We start from the raw sequence: 23,480 nt of genomic DNA, 5'->3' as shown, positions 1-23,480 counted from the left end.
GTGCAGGGGCGCGGGGAACTGCGCGACCGGCCACGACGTGGCTGCACCCGGACGACGGGCATGGGCCGCATCTTGCAGGGGCGCGGGGAACTGCGCGATCGCCCCCGACGTGGCCGCACCCGGACGACGGGCATGGGCCGCATCTTGCAGGGGCGCGGGGAACTGCGCGAAAGACCCCGACAGCGCCGCACCCGGACGACAGGCACCCGCGGCAACGACCGCCAAGCGCCCCGCGAGGGTCACCGCACCGTACGCGGCAGCCGCAGGCTCAGCAGCCCGGTGAGCACCACCAGCCCCAGCTGCACCAGCAGCGTGACGACCAGGGCGTCCCGCGTGCCCTCGTGCGGGACCAGCGTGAGGAACAGGGTGCCCAGGGTCGCCACCCCCAGCGCCAGCGCGGACTGCTGGGTGGTGACCATCACCCCGCTGCCGACGCCGGCCCGCTCCGCCGGCACCTCCGACATCACCAGCCGCAGCACGTTGGGGAGTTGGAGCGCCTGCCCGGCCCCGGCGACCGCGACCCCCGGAAGCAGCGCGGTGAAGTCCAGGTGCGGCCAGTCCCGCCGGGCGGCCAGCACGATCAGGACGATGCCGATCCCCTGGATCACCGACCCCGCCGACACCACCCGGCTGCCGTACCGCGCGATCAGCCGCGGCCCGGCCAGCGACACGAACAGGAAGACGACGGCCATCGGCGCGAGCGCCAGCCCCGCCGGGACCGGGCCCATCCGCTCCCCGCTCTGCAGGGCCACGGCGATCACGAACATGAACCCGCTGAAGCCGATGGAGAACGGCACCATCAGCACCAGCCCCCGGCGCAGCGAGGCGAGCGCGAACAGGCTCGGCGGGACCAGCGGCGTACGGCCGGCCCGGTCGGCGCGGCGCTCCACCGCGTAGAAGGCGGCGGCCACCCCGGGGAACGCGGCCAGCGACAGCCAGGTCCACAGCGGCCAGCCCGCCGCCCGGCCCTCGGTGAGCGGCGCGAGCAGGGTGAGCAGGGACAGGGCGAGCAGCACGGTGCCGGGCCCGTCGACGGGCTCGGGCCGCTGCGACCGCGTCTCCGGCACGAACCGGGCCCCGAGCACCAGTCCGACGATCACGACCGGCACGTTGACGAGGAACACGGAGCGCCAGCCGGTGCCGGCGATGTCCGCGGCGACCAGTACGCCGCCGAGTATCTGCCCGGCGACCATCGACAGGCCGGCGGTGGCGCCGTACAGGCTCATGGCGCGGGCTCGCCGGCCGCCGCGCGTGGTGGCCTGGATGGTGGCGAGGACCTGCGGGAGCATCGCGGCCGCGGCGGCGCCCTGGGCGACCCGGGCGGCCACCAGCGACCAGGCGCCGGGTGCGAGCCCGCAGGCCAGCGAGGTCAGCCCGAAGGCGGCCATGCCGGCCAGGAAGAGCCGGCGGCGGCCGAACAGGTCGCCGAGGCGCCCGCCGAGCACCAGCAGCACGGCGTAGGCGACTCCGTACCCGGCGACGACGAGTTCGAGGAGCGCCTCGCTCGCGTGCAGGTCGGTTCCGATGGTGGGCAGGGCGACGTTGACGATGAAGAAGTCGACGAGCGGCAGGGCGGCGGCCAGCAGGACGGTGAACAGTCCGGGTCCGCGGAGCGCGGGTGGCGCGGACGGGGACCGTACGGCCGGAGTGGTGACGGTTTCGGTCATGCCCCTGAGCCTGCTGCGGCGCTCAGACGGGTACCAGAGTCTTCTTGTCCTGGTAGAAGAAGTACCTGGCAACAGGATCCGCGGAGGGGCAGTCTGGAGTCATGACGACCTCGGCCCACGAGAAGGTTCGTACCACGCCGGCGACCACGCCGGCGACCACGGCGGCGGCGACCACGGCGACGGCTGCCGCGACGGCGGCGACCGCGAGGGCGGCGACCGCGACCGCGGCTCCGGCCGCCCGCAGCGCCGTCGGCATCCGGCGCAGCGAACTGGCCGTGTTCCTGCGCAGCCGCCGGGAGCGGATCACCCCGGAACAGGTGGGCCTGCCGCACGGCACCCGCCGCCGCACTCCCGGCCTGCGCCGCGAGGAGGTCGCCCAGCTCTCCGCGGTCGGCGTCACCTGGTACACCTGGCTCGAACAGGCCCGGGACATCCAGGTCTCCGTGCAGGTCCTGGACGCCCTCGCGCGCGCCCTCCTGCTCGACGCCGGTGAGCGCGCCCACCTCTTCCAGCTCGCCGGCGCCGCCGACCCGACCCCGGCCGCGCACTGCACCGGCGTCACCCCGGCACTCCAGCAGATGCTGCGGGCGCTTGAGCCCCTGCCGGCCAGCATCCAGAACAGCCGCTACGACATCCTCGCCCACAACCGCACCTACGCCCGGCTGATGGGCGACCTCGAATCGGTCCCGCCCGAGGACCGCAACTGCATGATCCTCGTCCACACCGACCCCGGCTGGTGCCGCTCGATCGTGAACCTGACGGAGACCCGTCGTCTGATGGCGGCGAAACTCCGTGCCTCGATGGCCGGTCATCTCGGCGAGCCCGCCTGGAAGATGCTGGTCAAGCGGCTGACGGCGGAGTCCGCGGAGTTCCGTGAGAACTGGGAGCGCTACGAGGTGGTGGAACCGCGCACCCGGACCAAGGAGTTCCTCAACCCGTACGTCGGGTTCCTCTCCCTGGACCACACGGACCTGTGGCTGACCCGCGAGACCGGCGCGCGCCTGGTCACCTACACCCCGACGGACGACGAGTCCCGGCGGCGGCTGGAGCGGCTCCATGCACTGGCCGTCGCCGCCGAGCGGGACTGAGTACGGGTACTCAGGACAGCGGGCCGCCGTCGGCGGACGATGCGGTGAGGAAGCCGAACCGACGACCGGCCCCGGGGGGAACGACCGATGACGACCGGCCCTGCGCGCACCCTTGTCCGACTGACGCTCGCCAACCGTGTCTCGGTGGCCTATCTCGTCGTGGTGGCGGTCGTCGTCGCCAAGGCGGCGGCCGACTCCGTCGCCGCGGCCGACGGCCCTGACCAGGACTTCGCCTGGCTCTGGCCGCCCCTTGTCACCTTCCCCGCGTTCCCGATCGTCGCGGCGCTGGGCCGGACGGCATCGGGCACGGCGGACCTTCCCGCCTGGTCCTTCGCCGCCGTGCTCGTCATATCGGCGTTACTGCAGTCCCTGGCCCTGGGCGCGGTCGGCCAGGCGGTGCGCACCCGCCATCAGCGCATGCTCCGCTCCTGCTGACCCGGCCGCGGGTCACACCCGCTCGCCCGCCGCCCCCACGACCTGCCGGATCTCCGCCGACTCCAGGCGCTGTGCGGCGCGCTCGGCCGTCGTGCGTGCCCAGCGGCCGTTCGTCAGGGCGCCGACGACGAGGACCGCGAGGCCGCAGGCGGCGAGGATCCACCAGCCGGGCCGCGCGGCGGTCACGAAGGTCTGGCGGTACGACGACGAGGTGATCCCCGACGCGAGGACCGCGCCGATCACCGCCACGCCCAGGGTCTGGCCCAGCTGCCTGCTGGTGGAGGCGACCGCGGCGGCCACCCCCGCCTGGGACCTCGGCATGCCGGACACCGCGGTGTTGGTGATCGGCGCGTTCACGAAGCCGAAGCCGATGCCGAACAGGACGTAGCCGATGAAGAGGGTGGTGTTCGAGGTCTCCGCCTCGAAGGCGGCGAACAGCACCGCGCTCGCGGTCATCGAGACCCCGGCGATCACCAGCGGCAGCCGGGGACCCCGGCTGCCGACGAGGCGGCCGGCGAACGGGGCGCACAGGAACATCGGGACGGCCATCGGCAGCATCCACAGGCCGGCGTGCAGGGCGTTGAGACCGCGCACGTTCTGCAGGTAGAGCGTGGACAGGAACAGGAAGCCGCCGAGCGAGGCGAACGCGCTGATCGCGATCAGGGTGGCCCCGCTGAACGGTGCCGAGCGGAAGAACCGCAGGTCGATCAGGGGCTCGGTGCGCCTCGGTTCGAACCAGAGCAGGCCGGCCAGGGCGGCCAGGGCCACGACGGCGAAGGGCACCACCTCGGCGGCGCTCGCCGTCGGCGCCTGGATGATCGAGTACGTCAGCGCGCCGAACAGGGCGATGACCAGCACCTGGCCGACCGGGTCGGGCCGGCGGGCCTTCGGCGCCCGGGACTCCGGAACGAACCGCAGCGTCAGCAGCAGCGCGGCGAGCCCCACCGGAAGGTTGACCCAGAAGATCGCGCGCCAGCCGACCGACTCCACCAGCAGGCCGCCGACCAGGGGGCCGGCGGCCATGGATATGCCGACCACCGCGCCCCACACGCCGATCGCCCGGGCCCGCTCGCGCGGGTCTGTGAAGGTGTTGGTGATGATCGACATGGCCACCGGGTTGAGCATCGAGCCGCCCACCGCCTGGATCATGCGGAACGCGATCAGCGATTCGAGGTTCGGCGCCAGCGAGCAGAGCAGGGAGCCCAGGGTGAAGACGACCAGGCCCGTCATGAAGACCTTCTTGCGGCCGACCCGGTCGCCCGTGGACCCGGCGAGCATCAGCAGCGAGGCCAGGACCAGCGTGTAGGCGTCGATGGTCCACTGCAGACCGGCCGTCGAGGCGTGCAGCTCGCGCTGCATGGACGGCAGGCCGACATTGAGGGCGGTGGTGTCGAGACTCACGATCAGCAGGCTCATGCAGCAGATCGCGAGCACGAGCATGCGGCGGCGGGGGCTCAGCTCGGGCATGCGTCCCATCGTACGCCCATTTCGATAGTGTTTCTAACTAATGAGTGTTACATGATCATGACGGAGAGTGCGGGAGTGGCGGTTGTCCACAGGCCGGCCGAGCATCTCCCGCGGTGCGCCACAATGGGGGAATGCCCGAGCCCACGACTCCGCTCCAGATCGGCCCGCACACCGTCCGGCCGCCGGTCGTCCTGGCCCCCATGGCCGGGATCACCAACGCCCCCTTCCGCACCCTGTGCAGGGAGTTCAGCGGCGGCAAAGGGCTGTTCGTCAGCGAGATGATCACGACTCGGGCGCTCGTCGAGCGCAACGAGAAGACCATGCAGCTGATCCGCTTCGACGCGACCGAGACACCGCGCTCGATCCAGCTGTACGGCGTCGACCCGGCCACCGTCGGCAAGGCCGTCCGCATGATCGCGGAGGAGGGCCTGGCCGACCACGTCGACCTGAACTTCGGCTGCCCGGTCCCCAAGGTGACCCGCAAGGGCGGCGGCGCGGCCATGCCCTACAAGCGCAACCTGATGCGCGCGATCCTGCGCGAGGCGGTCGCCGGCGCCGGCGACCTGCCGGTCACGATGAAGATGCGCAAGGGCATCGACGACGACCACATGACCTACCTGGAAGCGGGCCGGATCGCCGTCGAGGAGGGCGTCAGCGCGATCGCCCTGCACGGCCGCACGGCCGCCCAGCACTACGGCGGCACCGCCGACTGGGACTCCATCGCCCGTCTGAAGGAGCACGTGCCGGAGATCCCGGTGCTCGGCAACGGTGACATCTGGTCGGCCGAGGACGCGCTGCGGATGGTCCGTGAGACCGGCTGCGACGGCGTCGTCGTGGGCCGCGGCTGCCTGGGCCGGCCCTGGCTGTTCGGGGACCTGGTGGCCGCCTTCGAGGGCCGGACCGAGGACATCGCGCGGCCGGCGCTCAAGGAGGTCGCCGACATCATGGTCCGGCACGCCACCCTGCTCGGCGAGTGGAGCGGGGAGGAGTCCAAGGGCGTCGTCGACTTCCGCAAGCACGTCGCCTGGTACCTCAAGGGGTTCGCGGTCGGCTCCGAGATGCGCAAGCGCCTCGCGGTCACGTCCTCCCTCGCGGACCTGCGGGCCGGCCTGGACGAACTGGACCTCGACCAGCCCTGGCCCGCCGGCGCCGACGGGCCCCGCGGCCGCACGTCCGGCAACAACCGGGTGGTTCTGCCGGACGGCTGGCTGAAGGACCCCTACGACTGCTCCGGCATCGACGCCGACGCGGAGCTGGACACCTCCGGCGGCTGACGCGTCAGTTCTTCCTCGGGTGCGGCGTGGAGCCGTAGGCGGTGAGGAACTTGTCGCGGAAGGCGCTCATCTTCCACACCGGGGCGTCGTGCGCGGGACGCAGACCGTCCGTCCAGTTCCAGGAGTCGATCGCGTCCAGCACCTTCGGGTCCTTGGCGACGATCGAGATCGGCACGTCACGGCTGGCGTGGTTGCCGCTGACCCGGGCGATCGGCTGGTGGTCGCCGAGGAAGACGAGCACCGTGTCGTCGGTGCCGTAGCGCTGCAGCCACTGGGTGAGCGCGGTCACCGAGTACTGGACCGACTTGCCGTACTCCTGGCGCGACCTGGTGGTGTCGGCGATGACGTCCGACGCCTTGTTGCCCGCCTTCTGGATGGCGTCGAAGACCGAACCGTCGCCCAGCCGGTCCCACGGCACCATCTTCGGGATCGGCGCCCACGGCTGGTGGCTGGAGGTCAGGATCAGGAACGACATCCGCGACTTGCCGTCGGCTGGCTTCCTGCTGTGCACCCGCTCCTGGAACTGCTGGAGGGCGTACTGGTCGGGCATGGTCGACCAGCTGAACTTGGGTCCCTTGTAGCCGAGCTGGAAGGCGTTGTAGACCTTGTCGAGGCCGTAGTAGCTCTGCTCCGGCCAGCCCTTCTGGATGCCCGGCATCACGCCGACCGTGTCGAAGTCACCGGTCTTCTGGAAGGCCTTGGTGATGCTGAGGTGGTCGCTGGCCATGACGGTCCGGTAGCGCTGCTGGTTGCTCACCCACAGCCCCGACATGGTCGTGGAGTGCCCGAGCCAGCTGCTGCCGCCGTAGGTCGCCGACGTCAGCCACCCGCTCTTCGCGGCGAAGCCGGCCTTCGTGAGCATCTCGGTCTGCGCGTCGAGCGTCCGGTCGACACCGGGCGCCTCGATCGGGTCCTCGATGGCGCTGCGGCCGTAGCTCTCGATGAACGTGAAGACCATGTCCTTGCCGCGCAGGGCCGGCACCAGCTGGTCGGCCGGGGTGTTCCCGAAGGCGTCCACCTTGGCGACCTTCCGGAACTCCGCCTCGTCGTGCAGGGTGTCCCGCACCTGACGGGCCTTGACCTCCAGCGCGGTCGCGGTGCGGTCGGAGGCGAGCGGCACCCCGCCGGCGATCTGCAGGCCGAAGGAGGAGCAGGTGATCCAGACGACGCCGGCCATCAGCGTGCCCCGGGTGGCCCGCCGCGGATGCCGGGCCAGCAGGTTGCTCAGCCGTACGGTCGCCAGGGCGAGCAGCACGAAGAGCAGCAGCACGAGGACGACGGCGCCGACGCTGACGGCCATGGTGGCCGTCCTGCCGAGGGTGTCCTCCAGGTACGACTCGGCGTCGCCGAGCAGGCTCCAGTCCAGGATGGCGTTGAAGCTCCTGCCGAGGTACTCGTTGAACCCCATGTCCAGGAAGTTGACGAGGGTCAGCGCGCCGAGGACGGCACCGAACACCGCGGACAGCACGATCCGGGGCCGCCGGGGCAGTGCCAGCGCGACGGCGGCGGCGATGATCCCCTCGGACGGGATCCGCAGGAACTTGGCCGGCCCGATGTCGACGACGGTGTTCGGCATCACCAGCGCGGCGATCACCAGCGCGGCGCAGACCACGGTGACCGCGACGGACAGTCCGGCGGCGGCCCGGGGATGACCGTCCCGCCAGGCGGCCCGCCGGTCCCGCACCCGCCCGCTCCAGGAGGCCCAGCCACGACGCCGGCCCCCGGCGACCGGACCACCGGCATCCGCCCCGGCCCCGGTGCGGGGCTCGGCCCCGGCGTCGGCTCCGTCCTCGGTGCCGGCTTCGATGTCGGCCTCGATGTCGGCCTCTGCCTCGGCCGAGGTACGGGTCTCGTCCGAGGACGCTGAGGCCGCCCCGTCGCCGATGCCGCCGGACCCGCCGGTTCCGGCCTCGGCACCGGACACGGCTGATCCGGCCTCGGACGTGGCGGTTTCGGTCTCGGGGTCGGTTGATCCGGCCTCGGGCGTGGTGGGTTGGGCCTCGGGTTCGGCCGGTCCGGCCTTGGACGTGGTGGGTTGGGCCTCGGGTTCGGCTGATCCGGCCTTGGACGTGGTGGGTTGGGCCTCGGGTTCGGCCGGTCCGGCCTTGGGCGTGGTGGGTTGGGCCTCGGGTTCGGCCGGTCCGGCCTCGGACGTGGTGGGTTGGGCCTCGGATTCGGCTGATCCGGCCTTGGACGTGGTGGGATCGGGTTCGGCGTCTGTGGCCATCGGGGCGGCGGTGGTCGGGTCCGGTTCCGTGCCGGGGGTCTTCGCGACCGGCGTCGACCGGTCGGCCGTTGCCGGTGCGGTGTCCGTGGCCGACGCCGGTCCGGACCCGGGAGCCGGCTCCGGCACGATCGCCCCGGCTTCGGCAGCCGCGGCCGTGTCCGCGGACGCCGGGGTCTCGGACGCCTCCGGTGCGACCTCGCGTTCGGACGGCCCCGAGGGCGTGTCCGATGACTGGCGAATGCTCGTGTGCTGAGGCAACCCGGAGGTCCTTCCGTGCGAGACCCGTGAACGCGATCGGCGGGCCGACACCGCGAAGGCCCAGGCCCGCCATCCTCCCGTACGGCTCACACGAGCCCCCTGTTCAGGGCCGACGGCAAACACCGGGCAAACGCACACCGATCAGCGTCCCAAGCCGCGCCGCCGGCACCCCGCCCTACGCCCCGCCCACGGCGGTGAGCAGCGCCAGCGGCGCCGCCGCCGACCGGGACTCCCGCACGCAGGCGTGCGGATACGGCACCGGCTCCGGATGCGTGTCCCGCCCGTACCCGGCCAGCACCTCCGGCAGCCGGTGCCCGCCGGCCGTGGCCGCGTCGACCAGCCCGTGCGCCACCGCCCTGGCCTCGTCGTGCAGCCCGTACCGCGCGAGCCCCAACGCGATCAGCGCGTTGTCGTGCGGCCACACCGAGCCCCGGTGGTACGACAGCGGGTGGTACGCGGCCTGCCCCGCGGCCAGCGTCCGCACCCCCCACCCCGAGAAGAAGTCCGGCTCCAGCAGGCGCCGCCCGACCTTCTCCCCGTACTCCTTGTCGAGCAGCCCCGACCACAGCAGGTGCCCGGCGTCCGAGGCGAGCGCGTCGACCTGCCGGCCCTCGCCGTCCAGCGCCAGGGCGGGGAAGCCGGACCCGTGCATCCAGAAGTCGCGCTGGAACCGGTCCCGCAGATCGGCGGCGGCCTGTTCGAGCAGCGCCGCGTAGGTCTCGTCGGCCCACACCGTCCGCGCGACCCAGGCGGTGCGGCGCAGCGCGTCGTACGCGTATCCCTGCGCGCCCGCCGCCGTCACGGTCCCCACCGGCCGGCTGCCGTCGGCGGAGCAGATCGCGCCGGGGGAGTCCTTCCAGTTCTGGTTGGCGAGCCCGCCCTTGTCCGCGCGGTAGACGAGATAGCCACGTGAGGTCAGCCCGCCGTGGTCGAGCATCCAGCCGACGGCCGCGCGGGCGTTGCGTTCCAGGCGCCGGGCCATGCCGGTGTCCCCGGTCTGCTCCACGTACGCGCCGAGCAGGACCAGGAAGAGCGGGGTGGCGTCGACGGAGCCGTAGTAACGGCCGTACGGCACCTGCCCGAAGTGCGCCAGCTCCCCGTGCCGCACCTCGTGGACGATCTTCCCGGGCTGGGCCACGGAGTGCGTGCCGGCCACGGTGGCCTGGGTGGCGGCGAGGGCCGGGAGGGTGGCGGCGGCCAGCCGGGGACGGTAGGGCAGGGCGAACAGGGAGGTGATGAGGGCGTCGCGGCCGAGCAGGGTCAGGAACCAGGGGGCGCCCGCGGCGGGGACCTTGAGTTCCTCGCCGTCCGGGCCGGTGGCAGGCACCTGGAGCGCGGCGAGGTCGGAGAGACCGCGGGCGCAGGCCGCCGCCAGCTCGGGCCAGCCGGTCGGGAAGGCCACGCCTTCGACGAACTCGCCTTCCAGTGCCAGGAGATGCTCATTGAGTGCGGCGGGGTCGCGGGGGACGCGCAGGGCCCGCCGGTCGCCGTGCGGGCGCCCGATGACCCGTACGAGCAGTTCGGCGGTGCCGTGCGGGGGGAGTTCCAGCGTCCACACCATGCGCCGGGCGCCGGTCCCGGTCTCCTCGACGCCGTCCGGCGCCGGTTCGGCGGTGATCGTCGTGACGGACCGCCATTCGCCCCGCCGGTAGCCGAACTCGAGCCCGTCGTCGAGGACGTGGCGGGAGCGGACGGCACCCGACTTGGTGTAGGTGCGGTGGTCGGCGCGGAGTTCGAACTGGTCGGTGAAGTCGGCGTCGGCGGTGATCGCCAGCCGGACGGTGGTCGGTACCGGCCGGTTGCTGGTGACCCGCAGGGACTCGGCGAACGATCCGTCGCCGACGGCCTGTTCGCGGAAGAGGGTGTGCGCGGGCGGTTCCTGGCGGCCGCCGCGCGGGACCAGGACGCACCGGGTCCCGTCCCCGTCGGAGACCGGGGTGAGCACTTCGGGCAGCGCCCCGTCGACCGTCAGCTGCCAGCGGCTGAGATGCCGGGCGTCCCGTACGAACAACCCGTCGGGGGAGCCGCCGCCCCGGACGCCGCTGATGTCTCCGCGGTCGTCCACGGCGGCGAACGTCGCGCCGTGCACGAGCAGATGATGCCGGTCCCTCATCCCCGGTCCCCTCCTTCGTCCCACAGGGCGAACGTGCGGTGTCCAAGGAGGACACCCCGTTCTGTCGCCTCTTGTCCATCTTTTGAAGCTGTCACCGGTGCTCGTGGCGCGGTGCGTGCCGTCCGTGGTGCAGGTCGATCGCGAGCGCCGCCGTCCAGCTGAACCCGGTCGCGCCGCACGCCCCGCCCGTGTACGGGTCGACGTACTCGGCGAACCCGGTGGCGTCGGCCGCCCGCAGCACCGCCTCGCCGAGCGCGTCCGCCCGCTCCCGCTCGCCGTGCTGCCGCAGTCCCCGCTCCAGCAGCCAGCCGGTGTTGGCCCAGGCCGGCCCGCGCCAGTAGCGGTGCGGGTCGAAGGCCTCGCCGAGCAGGTCGTAGCTGGGGACCAGGTGCGTGCCGGTGCCGAAGTGCGGGCCGCTCAGCGTCCGGACGAGCGCGGCGACGATCTCGCGCGGCAGTTCCGGCAGGATCAGCGGGACCAGGCCCGAGACCGCGCGCTCGGGGATCTGCCCGCCTCGCAGGTCACGGCAGAGGAAGATCTCCCGCTCCGGATCCCACAGCCGGTCCACCAGCGCCGCCGTCAGCCGCTCCGCGCGGGCGTGCCGCGCGGTCCCGGTGGCCCCCAACTCCCGTGCGATACGGGCGAGGGCGTGCTCGGAGGCGATGAGCAGCGCGTTGAACGACGGGTCCTCGACGGCGAACTCCCGCTGCCGGTCGGCGTATCCGGCGTCCCGGTAGTCGGCGGCCAGCCGTACGTACCGTCCGTAGTCCAGATCCGTCGGCCGGTCCTCGGCGGCGCCGTGGTCCAGGTCGGCGCGGCGGAAGGAGCGTGCCGAGGCGGGTGCGACACGGGCCAGCGGGGCGTCCCAGCAGGGGCTGTTGTCCATACCCTGTTCCCAGGGGTGCACGACGGACGCGAGACCACCGCCGCCGAGGTCCCGCCGGTGCAGCAGGTAGCGGTGCCAGGCGGCGAGCCGGGGGTAGGCGGTCGCCAGGAAGCCGCGCGCCCGCGACAGCCCCGGATCGGCGAGGTGCACCAGCCAGACGGCCAGCGCGTGCACCGGTGGCTGCACGATTCCGGAGGTCTGTACGGTGCGCGGGGCGCCCGCGGCGCGGCCCGCGGTCGTGGAACGCCAGAAGTCGGGACTCGGGAAGTACGCGTCGAGCGGGACGGAGGGGTTGAACACGATGTGCGGGATCCGCCCGTCGGCCCACTGGGCGGCCAGCAGCGTCTCCAGCTCGGTCTGCGCGCGCAGCGGCGACAGGTGCCGCAGGCCGATCGCGATGAACGCCGAGTCCCACGACCACTGGTGCGGGTACAGGCTCCGGGACGGCACGGTCGAGGCGCCGGTCCAGTTGTCGGCGAGCACCCGGGCCGCCCTGACGTGCAGGGATCCGGGCGCGGACGTCTGTGGGGACCCGTGCGGGGACGCCGGGCCGGTGGAGCCGGCGGCGTGCGTGGGCGGCGGATCGTATGCGATCCCGGAACCGGGCGTATGGCCTGTGAGCTGGGCAGTGCGATCCACTCGGGGCTCCCCGAAGACGTCCGGCCCGCCGGGTTCGGCAGTGGCTACCGTAGGGTTACGTCTATTTAACACGCAAAACTCAATATGTAATGCAAGCTTGAGAAACACAAGGGGGTGCGCATGACCGGACGTCCCGAGGTGACCGGCAGGACCGGCGGAGCCGACAGGACCGGCGGAGCCGACAGAAGCCGCGACAGGTCCGGGGGATCCGACGGAGCCGGTGGATCCGGCCGGACCGGCCGCACCGGCAGGGGCGGCGGACAGGCGAGCTCGGGCGAACTGCTGGAACTGGTGCGCAGCGGACGCGCCGTGACCCGGGGCGCCCTCCAGCAGGCCACCGGACTCTCCCGCGCGACCGTCGGCCAGCGCCTGGACCGGCTGTTCCGCGCGGGCTGGCTGCGCGAGGGCGCCGGCGGCCCGGTCGACTCCCCGCTCGGCGGCCGGCCCTCCATCACCCTGGAGTTCGACGACGCGCACGCCGTCGTCCTCGCCGCCGACCTGGGGACCCGGCACGCCCGGGCCGCCGTCCTCTCCCTGACCGGCGAGATCCTGGCCGAACGCGCGGGCACACTGGTCGTCCAGGACGGCCCGGACGCGGTGCTCACCGGTCTCGCCCGCTGGTTCGCCGAGTTGCTGAAGGACGCCGGCCGGCCGGCGGCGGAGGTGGACGGCATCGGCCTCGCGGTACCGGGCCCGGTGGACACCGGGACGGGACGGGTCGTACAGCCGCCGATGATGCCGGGCTGGGACGGCTACGACATACGCGGCCGCATGTCCAGGGCCTTCACCGAGCACACCGGGGCGCCGCCGGGGATCCCGGTCCTGGTGGACAACGACGCCAACCTGATGGCCTACGGCGAACAGCGCACCGGCCACCCGGACTGCTCGGCGTTCGTGCTGGTGAAGGTCTCGACCGGGATCGGCGCCGGGGTGGTGGTCGACGGGTCGATCTACCGGGGTGTCGACGGCGGCGCCGGCGACATCGGCCACATCCGGGTGGGTGCCGAGGCGCAGTGCCGGTGCGGTTCGTACGGCTGCCTCGCGGCCGTCGCGAGCGGTGGCGCGGTGGCCCGGCGGCTGGCCGAGGCCGGGGTTCCGGCGGCCTCCGGCTCAGATGTGCGCGATCTGCTCGCCTCGGGCCATCCGGAGGCGGCGGCGCTGGCCAGGGAGGCCGGCCGCCGGGTCGGGGACGTGCTGGCGACGGTCGTGACCCTGTTGAACCCGGGCGTGCTGATGATCGCGGGAGATCTGGCGGGCACGTCGTTCCTCACCGGTGTCCGTGAGCTGCTGTACCAGCGGGCCCTGCCCCGCTCCACCGCCCACCTGGACGTCGTGACCTCGCGGCTGGGGGACCGGGCGGGCGTGATCGGCGCCGGTGCGCTGGTCGTGGAGCACCTGTACGCGCCGGAGCGGGTGGAGGAGCGGCTGCTGGCGCTGGGGATGTGAGGCGGCCGGGCGCGGTTGGCCCGGTGGGCCCGGTGCGATGACGGCCGGGTTTCCGTCCGTTTTCCGCGTCCGTTCCATGTCCGCATGGTGAAATCCGGGCGTCTGTGGCAGCGTGATTCTCGCCACCCTTGATAAGGGTTGCGCTCAGATGAGCGGATCATGAGCGAGTGCACTTCTCCAAGGGGTGGCACCGAGTGCCACCCCTTGATCGTTCATCGATCGAAATCAGACGTGCAGTGTGCCCGCTCATCTGAGCGAAATAGTGCCGCCTTGAGCGATCTTGCGTTCAAGAAGTGAAAACATGTTCCCGTCTCCGCTTGCCAAGCTTTGACTTTCGATCCGGTGGCGGACCATCGGTTACGGGCGCATGACACGCGAGTAGACGTACCCAGACGCCTTCGATCTGGGTATGTTCCTCGCCGTCAGGGCAGCCACCGCGTCCTTCAGGGAGTCGAGACCCGTGTCGGAAAACAAAGAACCCCACGTAGCGAAGTTCGTTTACGACTTCACCGAGGGAAACAAGGACCTCAAGGACCTCCTGGGTGGCAAGGGCGCGAACCTCGCCGAGATGACCAACCTCGGGCTCCCCGTTCCCCCCGGCTTCACGATCACGACGGAAGCCTGCAAGGTCTACCTCGACAGCGGCGAGGCACCGGCGGCACTGCGTGACGAGGTGAGTGCGCACCTCGACGCGCTGGAGCAGCGGATGGGCAAGAAGCTCGGCCAGGCCGACGACCCGCTCCTGGTCTCGGTCCGCTCCGGCGCCAAGTTCTCCATGCCCGGCATGATGGACACCGTCCTGAACATCGGCCTCTCCGACAAGTCCGTGCAGGGCCTGGCCAAGCAGGCCGGCGACGACCGCTTCGCGTGGGACTCCTACCGCCGCCTCATCCAGATGTTCGGCAAGACCGTCCTCGGCGTCGACGGCGAACTCTTCGAGGAGGCCCTCGACGCGGCCAAGGACGCCAAGAAGGTCACCGTCGACACGGAGCTGGAGGCCGCCGACCTCAAGAAGCTGGTCACCAGGTTCAAGAAGATCGTCAAGGCGGAGGCCGGCCGGGACTTCCCGCAGGACCCGCGCGAGCAGATGGACCTCGCCATCCGCGCGGTCTTCGACTCCTGGAACACCGACCGCGCCAAGCTCTACCGCCGCCAGGAGCGCATCCCCGGCGACCTCGGCACCGCGGTCAACGTCTGCTCGATGGTCTTCGGCAACCTCGGCCCGGACTCCGGCACCGGCGTCGCCTTCACCAGGGACCCCGCCTCCGGCCACCAGGGCGTCTACGGCGACTACCTCCAGAACGCCCAGGGCGAGGACGTGGTCGCGGGCATCCGGAACACGGTCGCCCTGGCCGAGCTGGAGACCATCGACAAGAAGTCGTACGACCAGCTGATGCAGATCATGGAGACGCTGGAGAACCACTACAAGGACCTCTGCGACATCGAGTTCACCATCGAGCGCGGTCAGTTGTGGATGCTCCAGACGCGCGTCGGCAAGCGCACCGCGGGTGCCGCCTTCCGCATCGCGACCCAGCTGGTCGACCAGGGCCTGATCGACGAGACGGAGGCGCTGCAGCGCGTCACCGGCGCCCAGCTCGCGCAGCTGATGTTCCCGCGCTTCGACGAGCAGGCGAAGGCCCAGCAGGCCGGCCGGGGCATCGCGGCGTCGCCGGGCGCGGCGGTCGGCAAGGCGGTCTTCGACTCGTACACCGCGGTCAAGTGGTCCCGCTCCGGCGAGAAGGTCATCCTGGTCCGCCGCGAGACCAACCCCGACGACCTCGACGGCATGATCGCGGCTGAGGGCATCCTGACCTCCCGCGGCGGCAAGACCTCCCACGCGGCCGTGGTCGCCCGCGGCATGGGCAAGACCTGCGTGTGCGGCGCGGAGGAGCTGGAGGTCGACACCAAGCGCCGCCGGATGACGGTCCCCGGCGGCCACGTGGTCGAGGAGGGCGACGTCATCTCCATCGACGGCTCCTCGGGCAAGGTCTACCTGGGCGAGGTCCCGGTCGTGCCGTCCCCGGTCGTCGAGTACTTCGAGGGCCGGATGCACGCGGGAGCCCAGGACGCCGGTGAACTCGTCGAGGCCGTGCACCGCATCATGGCCTTCGCCGACCGCAAGCGCCGCCTGCGTGTCCGGGCCAACGCCGACAACGCCGAGGACGCGCTGCGCGCTCGCCGCTTCGGCGCCCAGGGCATCGGCCTGTGCCGCACCGAGCACATGTTCCTCGGCGACCGCCGTGAACTGGTGGAACGCCTGATCCTGGCGGACACCCAGGAGGACCGCGAGGAGGCCCTGCAGGCCCTTCTCCCCCTCCAGAAGAAGGACTTCGTCGAGCTCTTCTCGGCGATGGACGGCCTCCCCGTCACGGTCCGCCTCCTGGACCCGCCGCTCCACGAGTTCCTCCCGGACATCACGGAGCTGTCGGTCCGCGTCGCCCTCGCGGAGTCCCGCCAGGAACCCCACGAGAACGAACTGCGCCTCCTCCAGGCGGTCCACCGCCTGCACGAGCAGAACCCGATGCTGGGCCTGCGCGGCGTGCGCCTCGGCCTGGTCATCCCCGGCCTGTTCACGATGCAGGTCCGCGCCATCGCCGAGGCCGCGGCCGCCCGCAAGAACGCCAAGGGCGACCCGCGCGCCGAGATCATGATCCCGCTGGTGGGCACGGTCCAGGAGCTGGAGATCGTCCGCGAGGAGGCCGACCAGGTGATCGCGGAGGTGGAGGCGGCCACCGGCACCAGCCTCAAGCTCTCCATCGGCACGATGATCGAACTCCCGCGGGCCGCCCTGACGGCCGGCCAGATCGCGGAGGCGGCCGAGTTCTTCTCCTTCGGCACCAACGACCTCACCCAGACCGTGTGGGGCTTCAGCCGCGACGACGTCGAGGCCTCGTTCTTCACGGCCTACCTGGAGAAGGGCATCTTCGGCGTCTCCCCCTTCGAGACGATCGACCGCGACGGCGTGGGCTCCCTGGTGGCGGCGGCGGCCAAGGCGGGCCGCGCCACCCGCCCCGACCTCAAACTCGGCGTCTGCGGCGAGCACGGCGGTGACCCGGAGTCCGTCCACTTCTTCCACGAGGTGGGCCTGGACTACGTCTCCTGCTCCCCGTTCCGCATCCCGGTGGCCCGCCTGGAGGCAGGCCGGGCGGCGACCCAGTCGACAGGCAGCGACCACCGCTGACCTCAGGACCCCGGGTCCGTCGTCCGTCCCCGACCCTCAAGACCGATGGACGACGGCCCCGGCACGCAAGAGAGGGGCGGCATCCTGTGCGGGGGTGCCGCCCCTTGGTGCGTCAAACGTGGCCCATCTGCCGCCGGATACGTATGACCCTGGAGTCGGTTCTTGAGCAAGACGCCGATTTGTTGCCGCTGTTGCTCGCTGGCGTGCCGCAGTGGAGTGAGCCACTCGACGATGGTCGGGGAGGAGCGGTAAGGAGACCGTCGTGAGCGATACACAGACGAGGCTCAACGACACGCCCCCCAGGTTTCGTGGCCGGCGGCACGGGCCTCGGCGGCAGGCCCTTCCCGCAGGCTGGCGACGGGTTCCTGCAGGCCCGTTGCGCTGCAGTCGCCGCGGGACGAGCCGTGTGAAGGCGTCTTCTTCGATGTCGACAAGTTCGCCCCGTACACCGCTACCGAGTGGGACGGGGAGTGGCTGCTGTGTGTGCCGGATCGGGCATACGAACTCGCTACCGGGAAGGAGTGGGACCGCGCGGGGGGCCTCGGTGGTCGGTCCTCCTGGTACCGCGTCGTTGTCAGTGCCGCCTGCTGGTTTGCCCAGTGGAGTGAGACCGGTCGGAGAACCCGGCGCTTCGGGGCTGAGCCAGCTCCGTACCGCCCCGTTGTTATGGTGTCCGCGTGCATCGAACCACCCTCAAAATCTGCGCCGCTCTGGCACCGTTTCTGCTGCTCAGCGCGTGTGCAGGCAGTCAGCCGACGACCGAGGTCGCGGCCGGCCGCATCGCCGGGGACTGGGTGGGACCGCACGGCGAGAAGTTCAGCTTTGCCCCTGACCGGACCTTTGCAGCCAGCCGTCTCGACTCGAAGAACCTCACCGAGGCAATGTGCACCGGAAAGCCCTCCGAAGGCGGCTGGGCCTTCTATGTCGCAGAGGGCAAGAACACCGAAATCTCGGAGAAGACCGCCAAGTCCGGTTCCTGGATCGGTCTTTCGTTCCACGGCGCGGCGGAGGACTGCCATATCGACCTGGCGGTGGTGGACGGCGGCAAGGCGTTGTGCGCGACGGACGACCGGGATGAGCCGTGCGGGCTGGACGTGAAGTTCACCAAGGAGTCGTAGCGGTGCGGTGCACCCCTTGAGTGCCCTGTGAGTGCCCCCGGGTGCGGCGGAGGGGCTGATTCCCCGGCTCAGGAGGCCAGCCGTTCACCCTGTGCGGGGTGCCTGGTGATCCGACCACGAACGTTCGCCGGGACGGTCGGCCGCGGTACGGCGACCGTCCCGGCGGAACGGGGCGCGCTGCCGGTATCCGGCACGTCGGCTCATCCGTCCGACGCTTCCCTCCGCGCCCACAGTTCGTCCAGCCGGGTCCGGACCGCGCTCAGCGCGGTCACTCCCAGATCCGACGCCCAGGGGACGCCCTCGTCCGACGCCCATGGCATGCCGGCCCTTTCGGTGCCCGTGGCGACGCCGTGGAGGATGGCGAGGGCCAGGCTGTTCCACTGTTCCGTGGTCAGGTAGTCGGGCTTCTCGACCGGCTCCGACGGGGGTGGCATGGCCTCTCCTTCCGACAGGAATGTCGCCGAATTCAACCGCACGGCCGGCGACCCGGCGAAACCACTCGGTCGCCCGGCGGTGGTGGACGGCGGTAAGGCGCTGTGTGCGACGGACGACGCGGACGTCCCGTGCGGGCTGGACGTGAAGTTCACCAGGGCCGTGACGGTACGGCTCGCTCCTGCGCGCGGCCCTGCCCCGACCTCCAGTGCCGTGAGAGCGGGCGGAGTGCGTCGGCGGCGACGCGTCGGAGGGGGCCGCTTCGGTGCGAGAATCGCCGTGGAGGCAGAAGCCAGTTCGAGAGGGAGAGCCGGGTCGATGAGGTCACAGGCCGACGATGTCGTCGCGGTCCAGTTGCTCGCCGTCCTCAATGACGCCGACGCGCCCGAGGGGGACCGGCTCGACGCCGCCATGGACCTGGAGGACCACTCGGGAGCCTGGTTCGAGCAGGAGATCTTCGAGATCCTCCGGCGGGAGCAGTTCGCCAGCGTCCTGGCCCAGGTCTGCGCTGCGTCGCTCGCCGGCATCTGGGCCCGTGAGGGCAGGATCGACCGGGACTTCTTCCCCGAACTCCGCAGGACGGCCCTGGACGAGGTGCTCGGCATCCTCGGAGCCCGTGCCCCGCATCTGATCCCGGCGGGAACCGGGGAAGACTGACGGCCCTTCCGGCAGCGGCCCGGCAGTCAGCAGGGTCTGCTCGAACCGGCCGAGTAGTCACCAGGGTCTCCTCGAACCGGCCGGGCAGTCACCAGGGTCTCCTCGAACCGGCCCGCGCTCTCGCGGGGCGCGCCGTGGCCCGGCGCTCAGGGGCGCTGCCCCGTGCCGAAGCCGGGTGCCGGGTCGGCTGGTCCGGGGGACCGGCCCGGCGCGGCGCCCTCGACCGGGGCCGGCTCGATGACGTCGGCCCACACCAGATCGCCCCACGGGTTTCCCTGCACGCCGCGGCGTTCCGCGACGACGTCGTCGAGGAACTTCGCGCGCGCCGTCTCGACCACCTCGCCCGGCCACCACAACGAGTCGCACTCGGTGCACAGCAGGAAAGCCGCCCCGTCGGCCAGGAAACGGTACGGGTGCACCCAGTCCTGCCCACAGCGCGGACAGACGTGCTTCGTCGGCATACCGGCACGTTATCCCAGGTGGGAGCGGACTCCTTCCGACTGTCGCGGGCCGGTCCCGCGCCGGTGGCCGTCAGAGCAGGCCGAGGTCGTCGAGTTCCTTGTACAGGTCGGAGCGTGGCTGTGGGGCCTCGCCGGTCACCGCCCGGGGGGTTTCCCCGCCGGCGCCGGTCCGTGGGCGTCGGTCGCGGAAGAGCCAGGCGCCGACCAGGCCCCCGAGCAGGCCGCCGAGGTGGCCGAGCCAGCTGACCCCGGGCGTGCCCGGCACGGCCACGGTGAGGAGGTAGGCGAAGGAGGCGCCCATGACGATCCCGATCAGCGTGTCGATCAGGTGCCGGTCGAAGAGGCCGCGTACGACGACGTAACCGAAGTAGCCGAAGATCAGACCGCTGGCGCCGACGGTCGCCACGTCGCCCTTCTCGAAGAACCAGACCACGGCACCACTGCTCACCGCGATCAGCAGGGTCAGCGCGAGGAACCGCAGCACTCCCCGGTAGGCGGCGAGGAACCCGAAGACGAACAGCGGGCCGGAGTTGCTCTCGATGTGCGCCCAACTCCAGTGCAGCAGCGGCGCGACCAGGATGTCGGGCAGCGTGCCGAGGTCGCCGGAGACCACGGCGTGGTCCCGGGACAGGGCGTAGTGGTCGGCGAAGTTGGCGAGTTGGACCAGCCAGACGACGGCGAGCAGCGCGAACATCACGAAGAACGCCTTGCGCGCCTCCGCGATCATTTCCTCTGGACCGACGGGCACCCCGCCGCCCGTGTCTCCCCGCTTCTTCCTCGGCACACCCATGGCCGGCTCCCCCTCCGGCGGCCCCGCCTCCCGGCGCCGCCTGCCACCAGCATCTCACCCGGCGCCCTCCGCGCGGCCGGTGGCGGGCCTCCCCGGCGTCACAGCGCCGGTTCCGCCCACAGGTCCGCCGGGACGACGCCGGTGGAGCGGCCGTAGGGGTCCAGGAGGCGGCCGAGGAGTTTGTCCTGGCGGAGGGTGACGACCCGGTCGGCGATGTCCAACGCCGGGTGGGCCGTGACCAGTTGGCTCTCCAGGCGGATGATGTCGGCCGGTGAGTGGAGCGTGGCCTGGAGGACGAGGTTCTCCGGGCCGCTGACCGCCGCGCAGTTGCGGGTCTCGGGGAGCCGGATGAGGGACTGCCCGACGTGCGGGAGGTCGGCGGGCGGGACCTTGGCCCAGAAGGTCACGGCGACCGGCCAGCCGCCCAGCGGGCGTGCGAAGTCGCAGCGGAAGCGGAGGAGACCGCCCCGGGTGAGGTGTTCGATGCGCCGTTTGGCGGTGGACAGGCTCACGCCCAGCTGCCGGGCCAGGGTCTGGTACGGGATGCGGCCGTCGTGGGCGAGGTGGGTGACCAGGGCGCGGTCGACCGGAGTGGCCCCGGCCGTGCGGGCCGCGGTGTCCGGCGGCGCCGGCGGCGCGGCCAGCCGGGCGCGCTGGGCGGGCGCGAGGGCGGCGATCCTCCAGTGGCCGCCCTCGGTGAACATGTGGGTGACGACCCGGGACCGTACGGCTGTGATGCCCGGCAGGTGCGGGAGCCGGTCCAGGGCGTAGCGGGACAGGGCCGCCAGGTCCCGGGTGGCGACCGTGGCCAGCAGGTCGTGGCCGGTGGCCGTGCGTTCGATGGTGACCATGTGGGGGTGGGCGCCGAGGGTCCGGGCGACCTCGGCCGTCGTTCCCGGGGCGCAGTCGATCACGACGTACGCCACGCAGATCTGCTCCAGCAGGCGTGGACCGGGGGAGAACCCCACCCAGGCGGCGCCCTGCGCGGACAGGCGCCGGTAGCGGCGGGCCACGGTCACCGGGTCGGCGTCCAGCGCACGCCCGAGTTCGGTCCAGGACGCGCGCGGGCTCAGCTGCAGGGCGTTGATCAGCGCCAGTTCGTCCTCGCTCAGCAGCGCCGGGGCAGCATCCTGCGTTCGGGCGCCCACCGGGCCAGAATCCTGCGTTTCAGCGCTTTCCCGCGTCACTCTCCCATTGTGGACCCGGACGCCCGCGGCCGGCGGGCGCAGCTGAGGGAGGTTCGGGCCGTGGCTTTCGCCGACTACCAGAACGAGATCTATCTCGACGGGCTGCGCGGGGTGACGCCGCCGTTCCCGATGACCTACGACGATCTGGAGCCGCTGGCGCAGGCCGCGATGCCCGCCTCGGTACGGTCGTACGTCGCGGGCGGCGCCGGCGACGAGCGCACCCAGCGGGCCAACGTCAGCGCGTTCGAGGGCTGGGGGCTGGTCCCGCGCATGCTGGTGGGGGCCGCCGAACGGGACCTGTCCGTCGACCTGTTCGGGATGCGGCTGCCCTCGCCGCTGTTCATGGCACCGGTCGGGGTGATCGGGCTGTGCGCGCAGGACGGCCACGGTGACCTCGCCGTCGCACGGGCCGCCGCCCGCACCGGCGTGCCGATGGTCGCCTCCACGCTGACCGTCGACCCGCTGGAGCGGGTCGCCGCCGAGTTCGGCGACACCCCGGGCTTCTTCCAGCTCTACACCCCCACCGACCGGGGCCTGGCCGAGAGCCTGGTGCACCGCGCCGAGCAGGCCGGCTTCAAGGGGATCGTGGTCACCCTGGACACCTGGATCACCGGCTGGCGCCCCCGCGACCTCGCCACCAGCAACTTCCCCCAGCTGCGCGGCAACTGCCTGGCCAACTACACCAGCGACCCCGTCTTCCGCTCGCTGCTCGGCGGCCGGAGTCCCGAGGAGGACCCGCAGGCCGCGGTTGCCCTGTGGGCCGGCATCTTCGGCAACCCGCTCACCTGGGACGACCTGCCCTGGCTGCGGTCGGTCACCGACCTGCCGCTGATCCTCAAGGGCATCTGCCACCCGGAGGACGTCCGCCGGGCCAAGGACGCCGGCGTCGACGGCGTCTACTGCTCCAACCACGGCGGCCGGCAGGCCAACGGCGGTCTGCCCGCGCTCGACGCGCTCCCCGGTGTGGTCGAGGCCGCCGACGGCCTGCCCGTGCTCTTCGACTCCGGGGTGCGCACGGGGGCCGACATCGTCAAGGCCGTGGCGCTGGGCGCGACCGCCGTGGGAGTGGGCCGCCCCTACGCCTACGGTCTCGCCCACGGCGGAGAGGCCGGACTGGTCCATGTGCTGCGGGCCCTGCTGGCCGAGGCCGACCTCATCATGGCCGTCGACGGGTACCCGGCACTCGCCGACCTCACGCCCGAGGCCCTGCGCCGCGTCCGCTGAGGCACCGGGCCGCCCGGGAGCGCGTCGTCGGCGGCCGACGGCGTGACCGCGGGAATCCTGTTGATGCGGCGCCCGGGGTACGGAAGGGTCCAAGGCCATGGAGTTCTTCTGCTACCACCGGGACCGGGTCGGCTCGTCGGCGCTGCGGCGGGAACTGGTGGAGGAGCACTGGTCCTACATGGACCGGTACGAGGCGGAACTGATCGCCCGCGGGCCGGCCTTCGCGGCCGACGGCGAGACGCTCGCCGGCAGCGTGCACATCGTCGCGCTGCCGGATCCGGCGGCGGCCCGCGCGTTCGCCTTCGACGAGCCCAACCACCAGGCCGGCGTCTACCGGGACGTGCTGCTGCGCCGCTGGCACAACCTGCTGGGCCGCACCATGTGGGAGTTCCCCGGCGGCCGGAGCGACGGCAGGCGGTACCTGGTCATCGGTCTGGGGCCGGAGCCGGCCGACGCCGGCGGTGGGACTCTCGGGCTGCCGCCGGGCGTGGACCGCGACGAGCTGATCGCCTTCGGGCCGCTGCTGTCCGACGACGCGACCGCCTGGCTGGGCACGGCGGCACTGCTGCGGGCCCCGGACGCCGAGCGGGCGCGCGCCGTCCTGGCTCCGCACCGGTACGCGGAGACAGAGGTGTACGAGTGGGAGTTCGGCGGACGACGGTGACGAGCGGGGCCCCTCCGGCGGGCCGCCCCCTCCGGAGACGCCGCCGGCCGCCGGCCGCCCGCCGCCCGGTCACCGCTTCCCGGGCCCTCCGGAAGCACCGCGGGCCGCCCCGGTATCGCCCGCCGGCCCCTCCGGAAGCACCGCCCGCCGCCCCGGCACCGCCCGCGGATCCGGACGGTTCGCGGGGTGTACGGCCGTGTCCGGCCTGCCGGGGCGGCGCCTCCTCGTAGGCTGGCCGCGACTTCGATCCCACCTGTGGAGGGCGA

At 72.3% G+C, this 23,480-nt stretch carries 18 protein-coding genes; 9 read left to right on the top strand and 9 right to left on the bottom strand.

Annotation, left to right across the window (positions count from 1 at the left end):
• Positions 1–239 precede the first annotated feature (239 nt).
• Entirely contained in the window at positions 240–1,667 is a 1,428-nt protein-coding gene (locus ACFY3I_RS35220) for an MFS transporter (protein WP_390865056.1), read from the bottom strand.
• A 101-nt stretch (positions 1,668–1,768) separates the two neighbouring features.
• On the opposite strand from ACFY3I_RS35220, the gene ACFY3I_RS35215 reads away from it, so the two are divergent.
• Together ACFY3I_RS35215 and ACFY3I_RS35210 are read left to right on the top strand one after the other, a co-directional pair.
• Complete coding sequence (locus ACFY3I_RS35215) at positions 1,769–2,755, top strand: helix-turn-helix transcriptional regulator (protein ID WP_390865055.1); 987 nt, start codon at positions 1,769–1,771, stop codon at positions 2,753–2,755.
• Positions 2,756–2,842: 87 nt separating this feature from the next.
• A complete protein-coding gene (locus ACFY3I_RS35210; protein ID WP_390865054.1) occupies positions 2,843–3,190 on the top strand; it encodes an SCO4225 family membrane protein in 348 nt (115 codons plus the stop codon).
• Positions 3,191–3,202: 12 nt separating this feature from the next.
• Here the strand turns inward: ACFY3I_RS35210 and ACFY3I_RS35205 are convergent, their stop codons facing one another.
• Positions 3,203–4,657: an MFS transporter gene (locus ACFY3I_RS35205; protein ID WP_390865053.1), complete on the bottom strand. Its 1,455-nt coding sequence runs from the start codon at positions 4,655–4,657 to the stop codon at positions 3,203–3,205.
• A gap of 131 nt (positions 4,658–4,788) precedes the next feature.
• On the opposite strand from ACFY3I_RS35205, the gene dusB reads away from it, so the two are divergent.
• Complete coding sequence (gene dusB / locus ACFY3I_RS35200; RefSeq protein WP_365295732.1) at positions 4,789–5,931, top strand: tRNA dihydrouridine synthase DusB; 1,143 nt, start codon at positions 4,789–4,791, stop codon at positions 5,929–5,931.
• A 4-nt stretch (positions 5,932–5,935) separates the two neighbouring features.
• Here dusB and ACFY3I_RS35195 read toward each other — a convergent pair whose 3' ends face one another.
• The 3 genes from ACFY3I_RS35195 to ACFY3I_RS35185 all read right to left on the bottom strand — a co-directional run bounded on the left by ACFY3I_RS35195 (position 5,936) and on the right by ACFY3I_RS35185 (position 12,054).
• Positions 5,936–7,615 carry a sulfatase-like hydrolase/transferase gene (locus ACFY3I_RS35195; protein ID WP_390865159.1) on the bottom strand — a complete coding sequence of 560 codons (1,680 nt, stop codon included), beginning with the start codon at positions 7,613–7,615 and terminating at the stop codon, positions 5,936–5,938.
• A gap of 976 nt (positions 7,616–8,591) precedes the next feature.
• Positions 8,592–10,529 (bottom strand): glycogen debranching N-terminal domain-containing protein, encoded by a 1,938-nt coding sequence (locus ACFY3I_RS35190; RefSeq protein ID WP_390865052.1) that lies wholly within the window; start codon positions 10,527–10,529, stop codon positions 8,592–8,594.
• A 91-nt stretch (positions 10,530–10,620) separates the two neighbouring features.
• Positions 10,621–12,054: an amylo-alpha-1,6-glucosidase gene (locus ACFY3I_RS35185; protein WP_390865051.1), complete on the bottom strand. Its 1,434-nt coding sequence runs from the start codon at positions 12,052–12,054 to the stop codon at positions 10,621–10,623.
• A 120-nt stretch (positions 12,055–12,174) separates the two neighbouring features.
• Between ACFY3I_RS35185 and ACFY3I_RS35180 the strand changes: the two genes are divergently transcribed.
• The 3 genes from ACFY3I_RS35180 to ACFY3I_RS35170 all read left to right on the top strand — a co-directional run bounded on the left by ACFY3I_RS35180 (position 12,175) and on the right by ACFY3I_RS35170 (position 17,799).
• Positions 12,175–13,500: an ROK family protein gene (locus ACFY3I_RS35180; RefSeq protein ID WP_390865050.1), complete on the top strand. Its 1,326-nt coding sequence runs from the start codon at positions 12,175–12,177 to the stop codon at positions 13,498–13,500.
• A gap of 460 nt (positions 13,501–13,960) precedes the next feature.
• On the top strand, positions 13,961–16,681 hold the full coding sequence (gene ppdK, locus ACFY3I_RS35175; protein WP_390865049.1) for a pyruvate, phosphate dikinase: 2,721 nt from the start codon (positions 13,961–13,963) through the stop codon (positions 16,679–16,681).
• A gap of 677 nt (positions 16,682–17,358) precedes the next feature.
• The gene (locus ACFY3I_RS35170; RefSeq protein WP_390865048.1) at positions 17,359–17,799 is read left to right on the top strand and encodes a hypothetical protein; all 441 of its coding nucleotides are present in this window, start codon (positions 17,359–17,361) and stop codon (positions 17,797–17,799) included.
• 200 nt (positions 17,800–17,999) lie between these two features.
• Here ACFY3I_RS35170 and ACFY3I_RS35165 read toward each other — a convergent pair whose 3' ends face one another.
• On the bottom strand, positions 18,000–18,233 hold the full coding sequence (locus tag ACFY3I_RS35165; RefSeq protein WP_390865047.1) for a hypothetical protein: 234 nt from the start codon (positions 18,231–18,233) through the stop codon (positions 18,000–18,002).
• A 316-nt stretch (positions 18,234–18,549) separates the two neighbouring features.
• Here ACFY3I_RS35165 and ACFY3I_RS35160 point away from each other — a divergent pair, with 316 nt between their 5' ends.
• On the top strand, positions 18,550–18,888 hold the full coding sequence (locus tag ACFY3I_RS35160; RefSeq protein WP_365289949.1) for a hypothetical protein: 339 nt from the start codon (positions 18,550–18,552) through the stop codon (positions 18,886–18,888).
• Between the two features lie 146 nt (positions 18,889–19,034).
• Here the strand turns inward: ACFY3I_RS35160 and ACFY3I_RS35155 are convergent, their stop codons facing one another.
• The 3 genes from ACFY3I_RS35155 to ACFY3I_RS35145 form a co-directional block, all read right to left on the bottom strand.
• Positions 19,035–19,349, bottom strand: a complete 315-nt coding sequence (locus ACFY3I_RS35155) for a hypothetical protein (protein WP_390865046.1) — start codon at positions 19,347–19,349, stop codon at positions 19,035–19,037.
• Positions 19,350–19,419: 70 nt separating this feature from the next.
• Complete coding sequence (locus ACFY3I_RS35150) at positions 19,420–20,139, bottom strand: rhomboid family intramembrane serine protease (RefSeq protein ID WP_390865045.1); 720 nt, start codon at positions 20,137–20,139, stop codon at positions 19,420–19,422.
• A 98-nt stretch (positions 20,140–20,237) separates the two neighbouring features.
• Positions 20,238–21,287, bottom strand: a complete 1,050-nt coding sequence (locus tag ACFY3I_RS35145) for an Lrp/AsnC family transcriptional regulator (protein ID WP_390865044.1) — start codon at positions 21,285–21,287, stop codon at positions 20,238–20,240.
• Between the two features lie 99 nt (positions 21,288–21,386).
• Here ACFY3I_RS35145 and ACFY3I_RS35140 point away from each other — a divergent pair, with 99 nt between their 5' ends.
• Positions 21,387–22,550 carry a lactate 2-monooxygenase gene (locus ACFY3I_RS35140; protein WP_390865043.1) on the top strand — a complete coding sequence of 388 codons (1,164 nt, stop codon included), beginning with the start codon at positions 21,387–21,389 and terminating at the stop codon, positions 22,548–22,550.
• A gap of 97 nt (positions 22,551–22,647) precedes the next feature.
• Positions 22,648–23,214, top strand: coding sequence for a YciI family protein (locus ACFY3I_RS35135; protein ID WP_390865042.1), 567 nt, complete (start codon positions 22,648–22,650; stop codon positions 23,212–23,214).
• Positions 23,215–23,480: the final 266 nt, after the last annotated feature.

The organism is Streptomyces sp. NPDC001068, from assembly GCF_042897315.1.
Lineage (GTDB): Bacteria > Actinomycetota > Actinomycetes > Streptomycetales > Streptomycetaceae > Streptomyces.
This window is presented reverse-complemented; position numbering and strand designations above follow the sequence as displayed.

Bases quoted from the DNA above. Each gene is read 5' to 3' on its own strand.
- ACFY3I_RS35215 (WP_390865055.1), top strand. From the start codon at position 1,769: ATGACGACCTCGGCCCACGAGAAGGTTCGTACCACGCCGGCGACCACG.
- dusB (WP_365295732.1), top strand. From the start codon at position 4,789: ATGCCCGAGCCCACGACTCCGCTCCAGATCGGCCCGCACACCGTCCGG.
- ACFY3I_RS35190 (WP_390865052.1), bottom strand. From the start codon at position 10,529: ATGAGGGACCGGCATCATCTGCTCGTGCACGGCGCGACGTTCGCCGCC.
- ACFY3I_RS35135 (WP_390865042.1), top strand. From the start codon at position 22,648: ATGGAGTTCTTCTGCTACCACCGGGACCGGGTCGGCTCGTCGGCGCTG.
- ACFY3I_RS35210 (WP_390865054.1), top strand. From the start codon at position 2,843: ATGACGACCGGCCCTGCGCGCACCCTTGTCCGACTGACGCTCGCCAAC.
- ACFY3I_RS35155 (WP_390865046.1), bottom strand. From the start codon at position 19,349: ATGCCGACGAAGCACGTCTGTCCGCGCTGTGGGCAGGACTGGGTGCAC.
- ACFY3I_RS35165 (WP_390865047.1), bottom strand. From the start codon at position 18,233: ATGCCACCCCCGTCGGAGCCGGTCGAGAAGCCCGACTACCTGACCACG.
- ACFY3I_RS35150 (WP_390865045.1), bottom strand. From the start codon at position 20,139: ATGGGTGTGCCGAGGAAGAAGCGGGGAGACACGGGCGGCGGGGTGCCC.
- ACFY3I_RS35160 (WP_365289949.1), top strand. From the start codon at position 18,550: ATGAGGTCACAGGCCGACGATGTCGTCGCGGTCCAGTTGCTCGCCGTC.
- ACFY3I_RS35205 (WP_390865053.1), bottom strand. From the start codon at position 4,657: ATGCCCGAGCTGAGCCCCCGCCGCCGCATGCTCGTGCTCGCGATCTGC.
- ACFY3I_RS35220 (WP_390865056.1), bottom strand. From the start codon at position 1,667: ATGACCGAAACCGTCACCACTCCGGCCGTACGGTCCCCGTCCGCGCCA.
- ACFY3I_RS35180 (WP_390865050.1), top strand. From the start codon at position 12,175: ATGACCGGACGTCCCGAGGTGACCGGCAGGACCGGCGGAGCCGACAGG.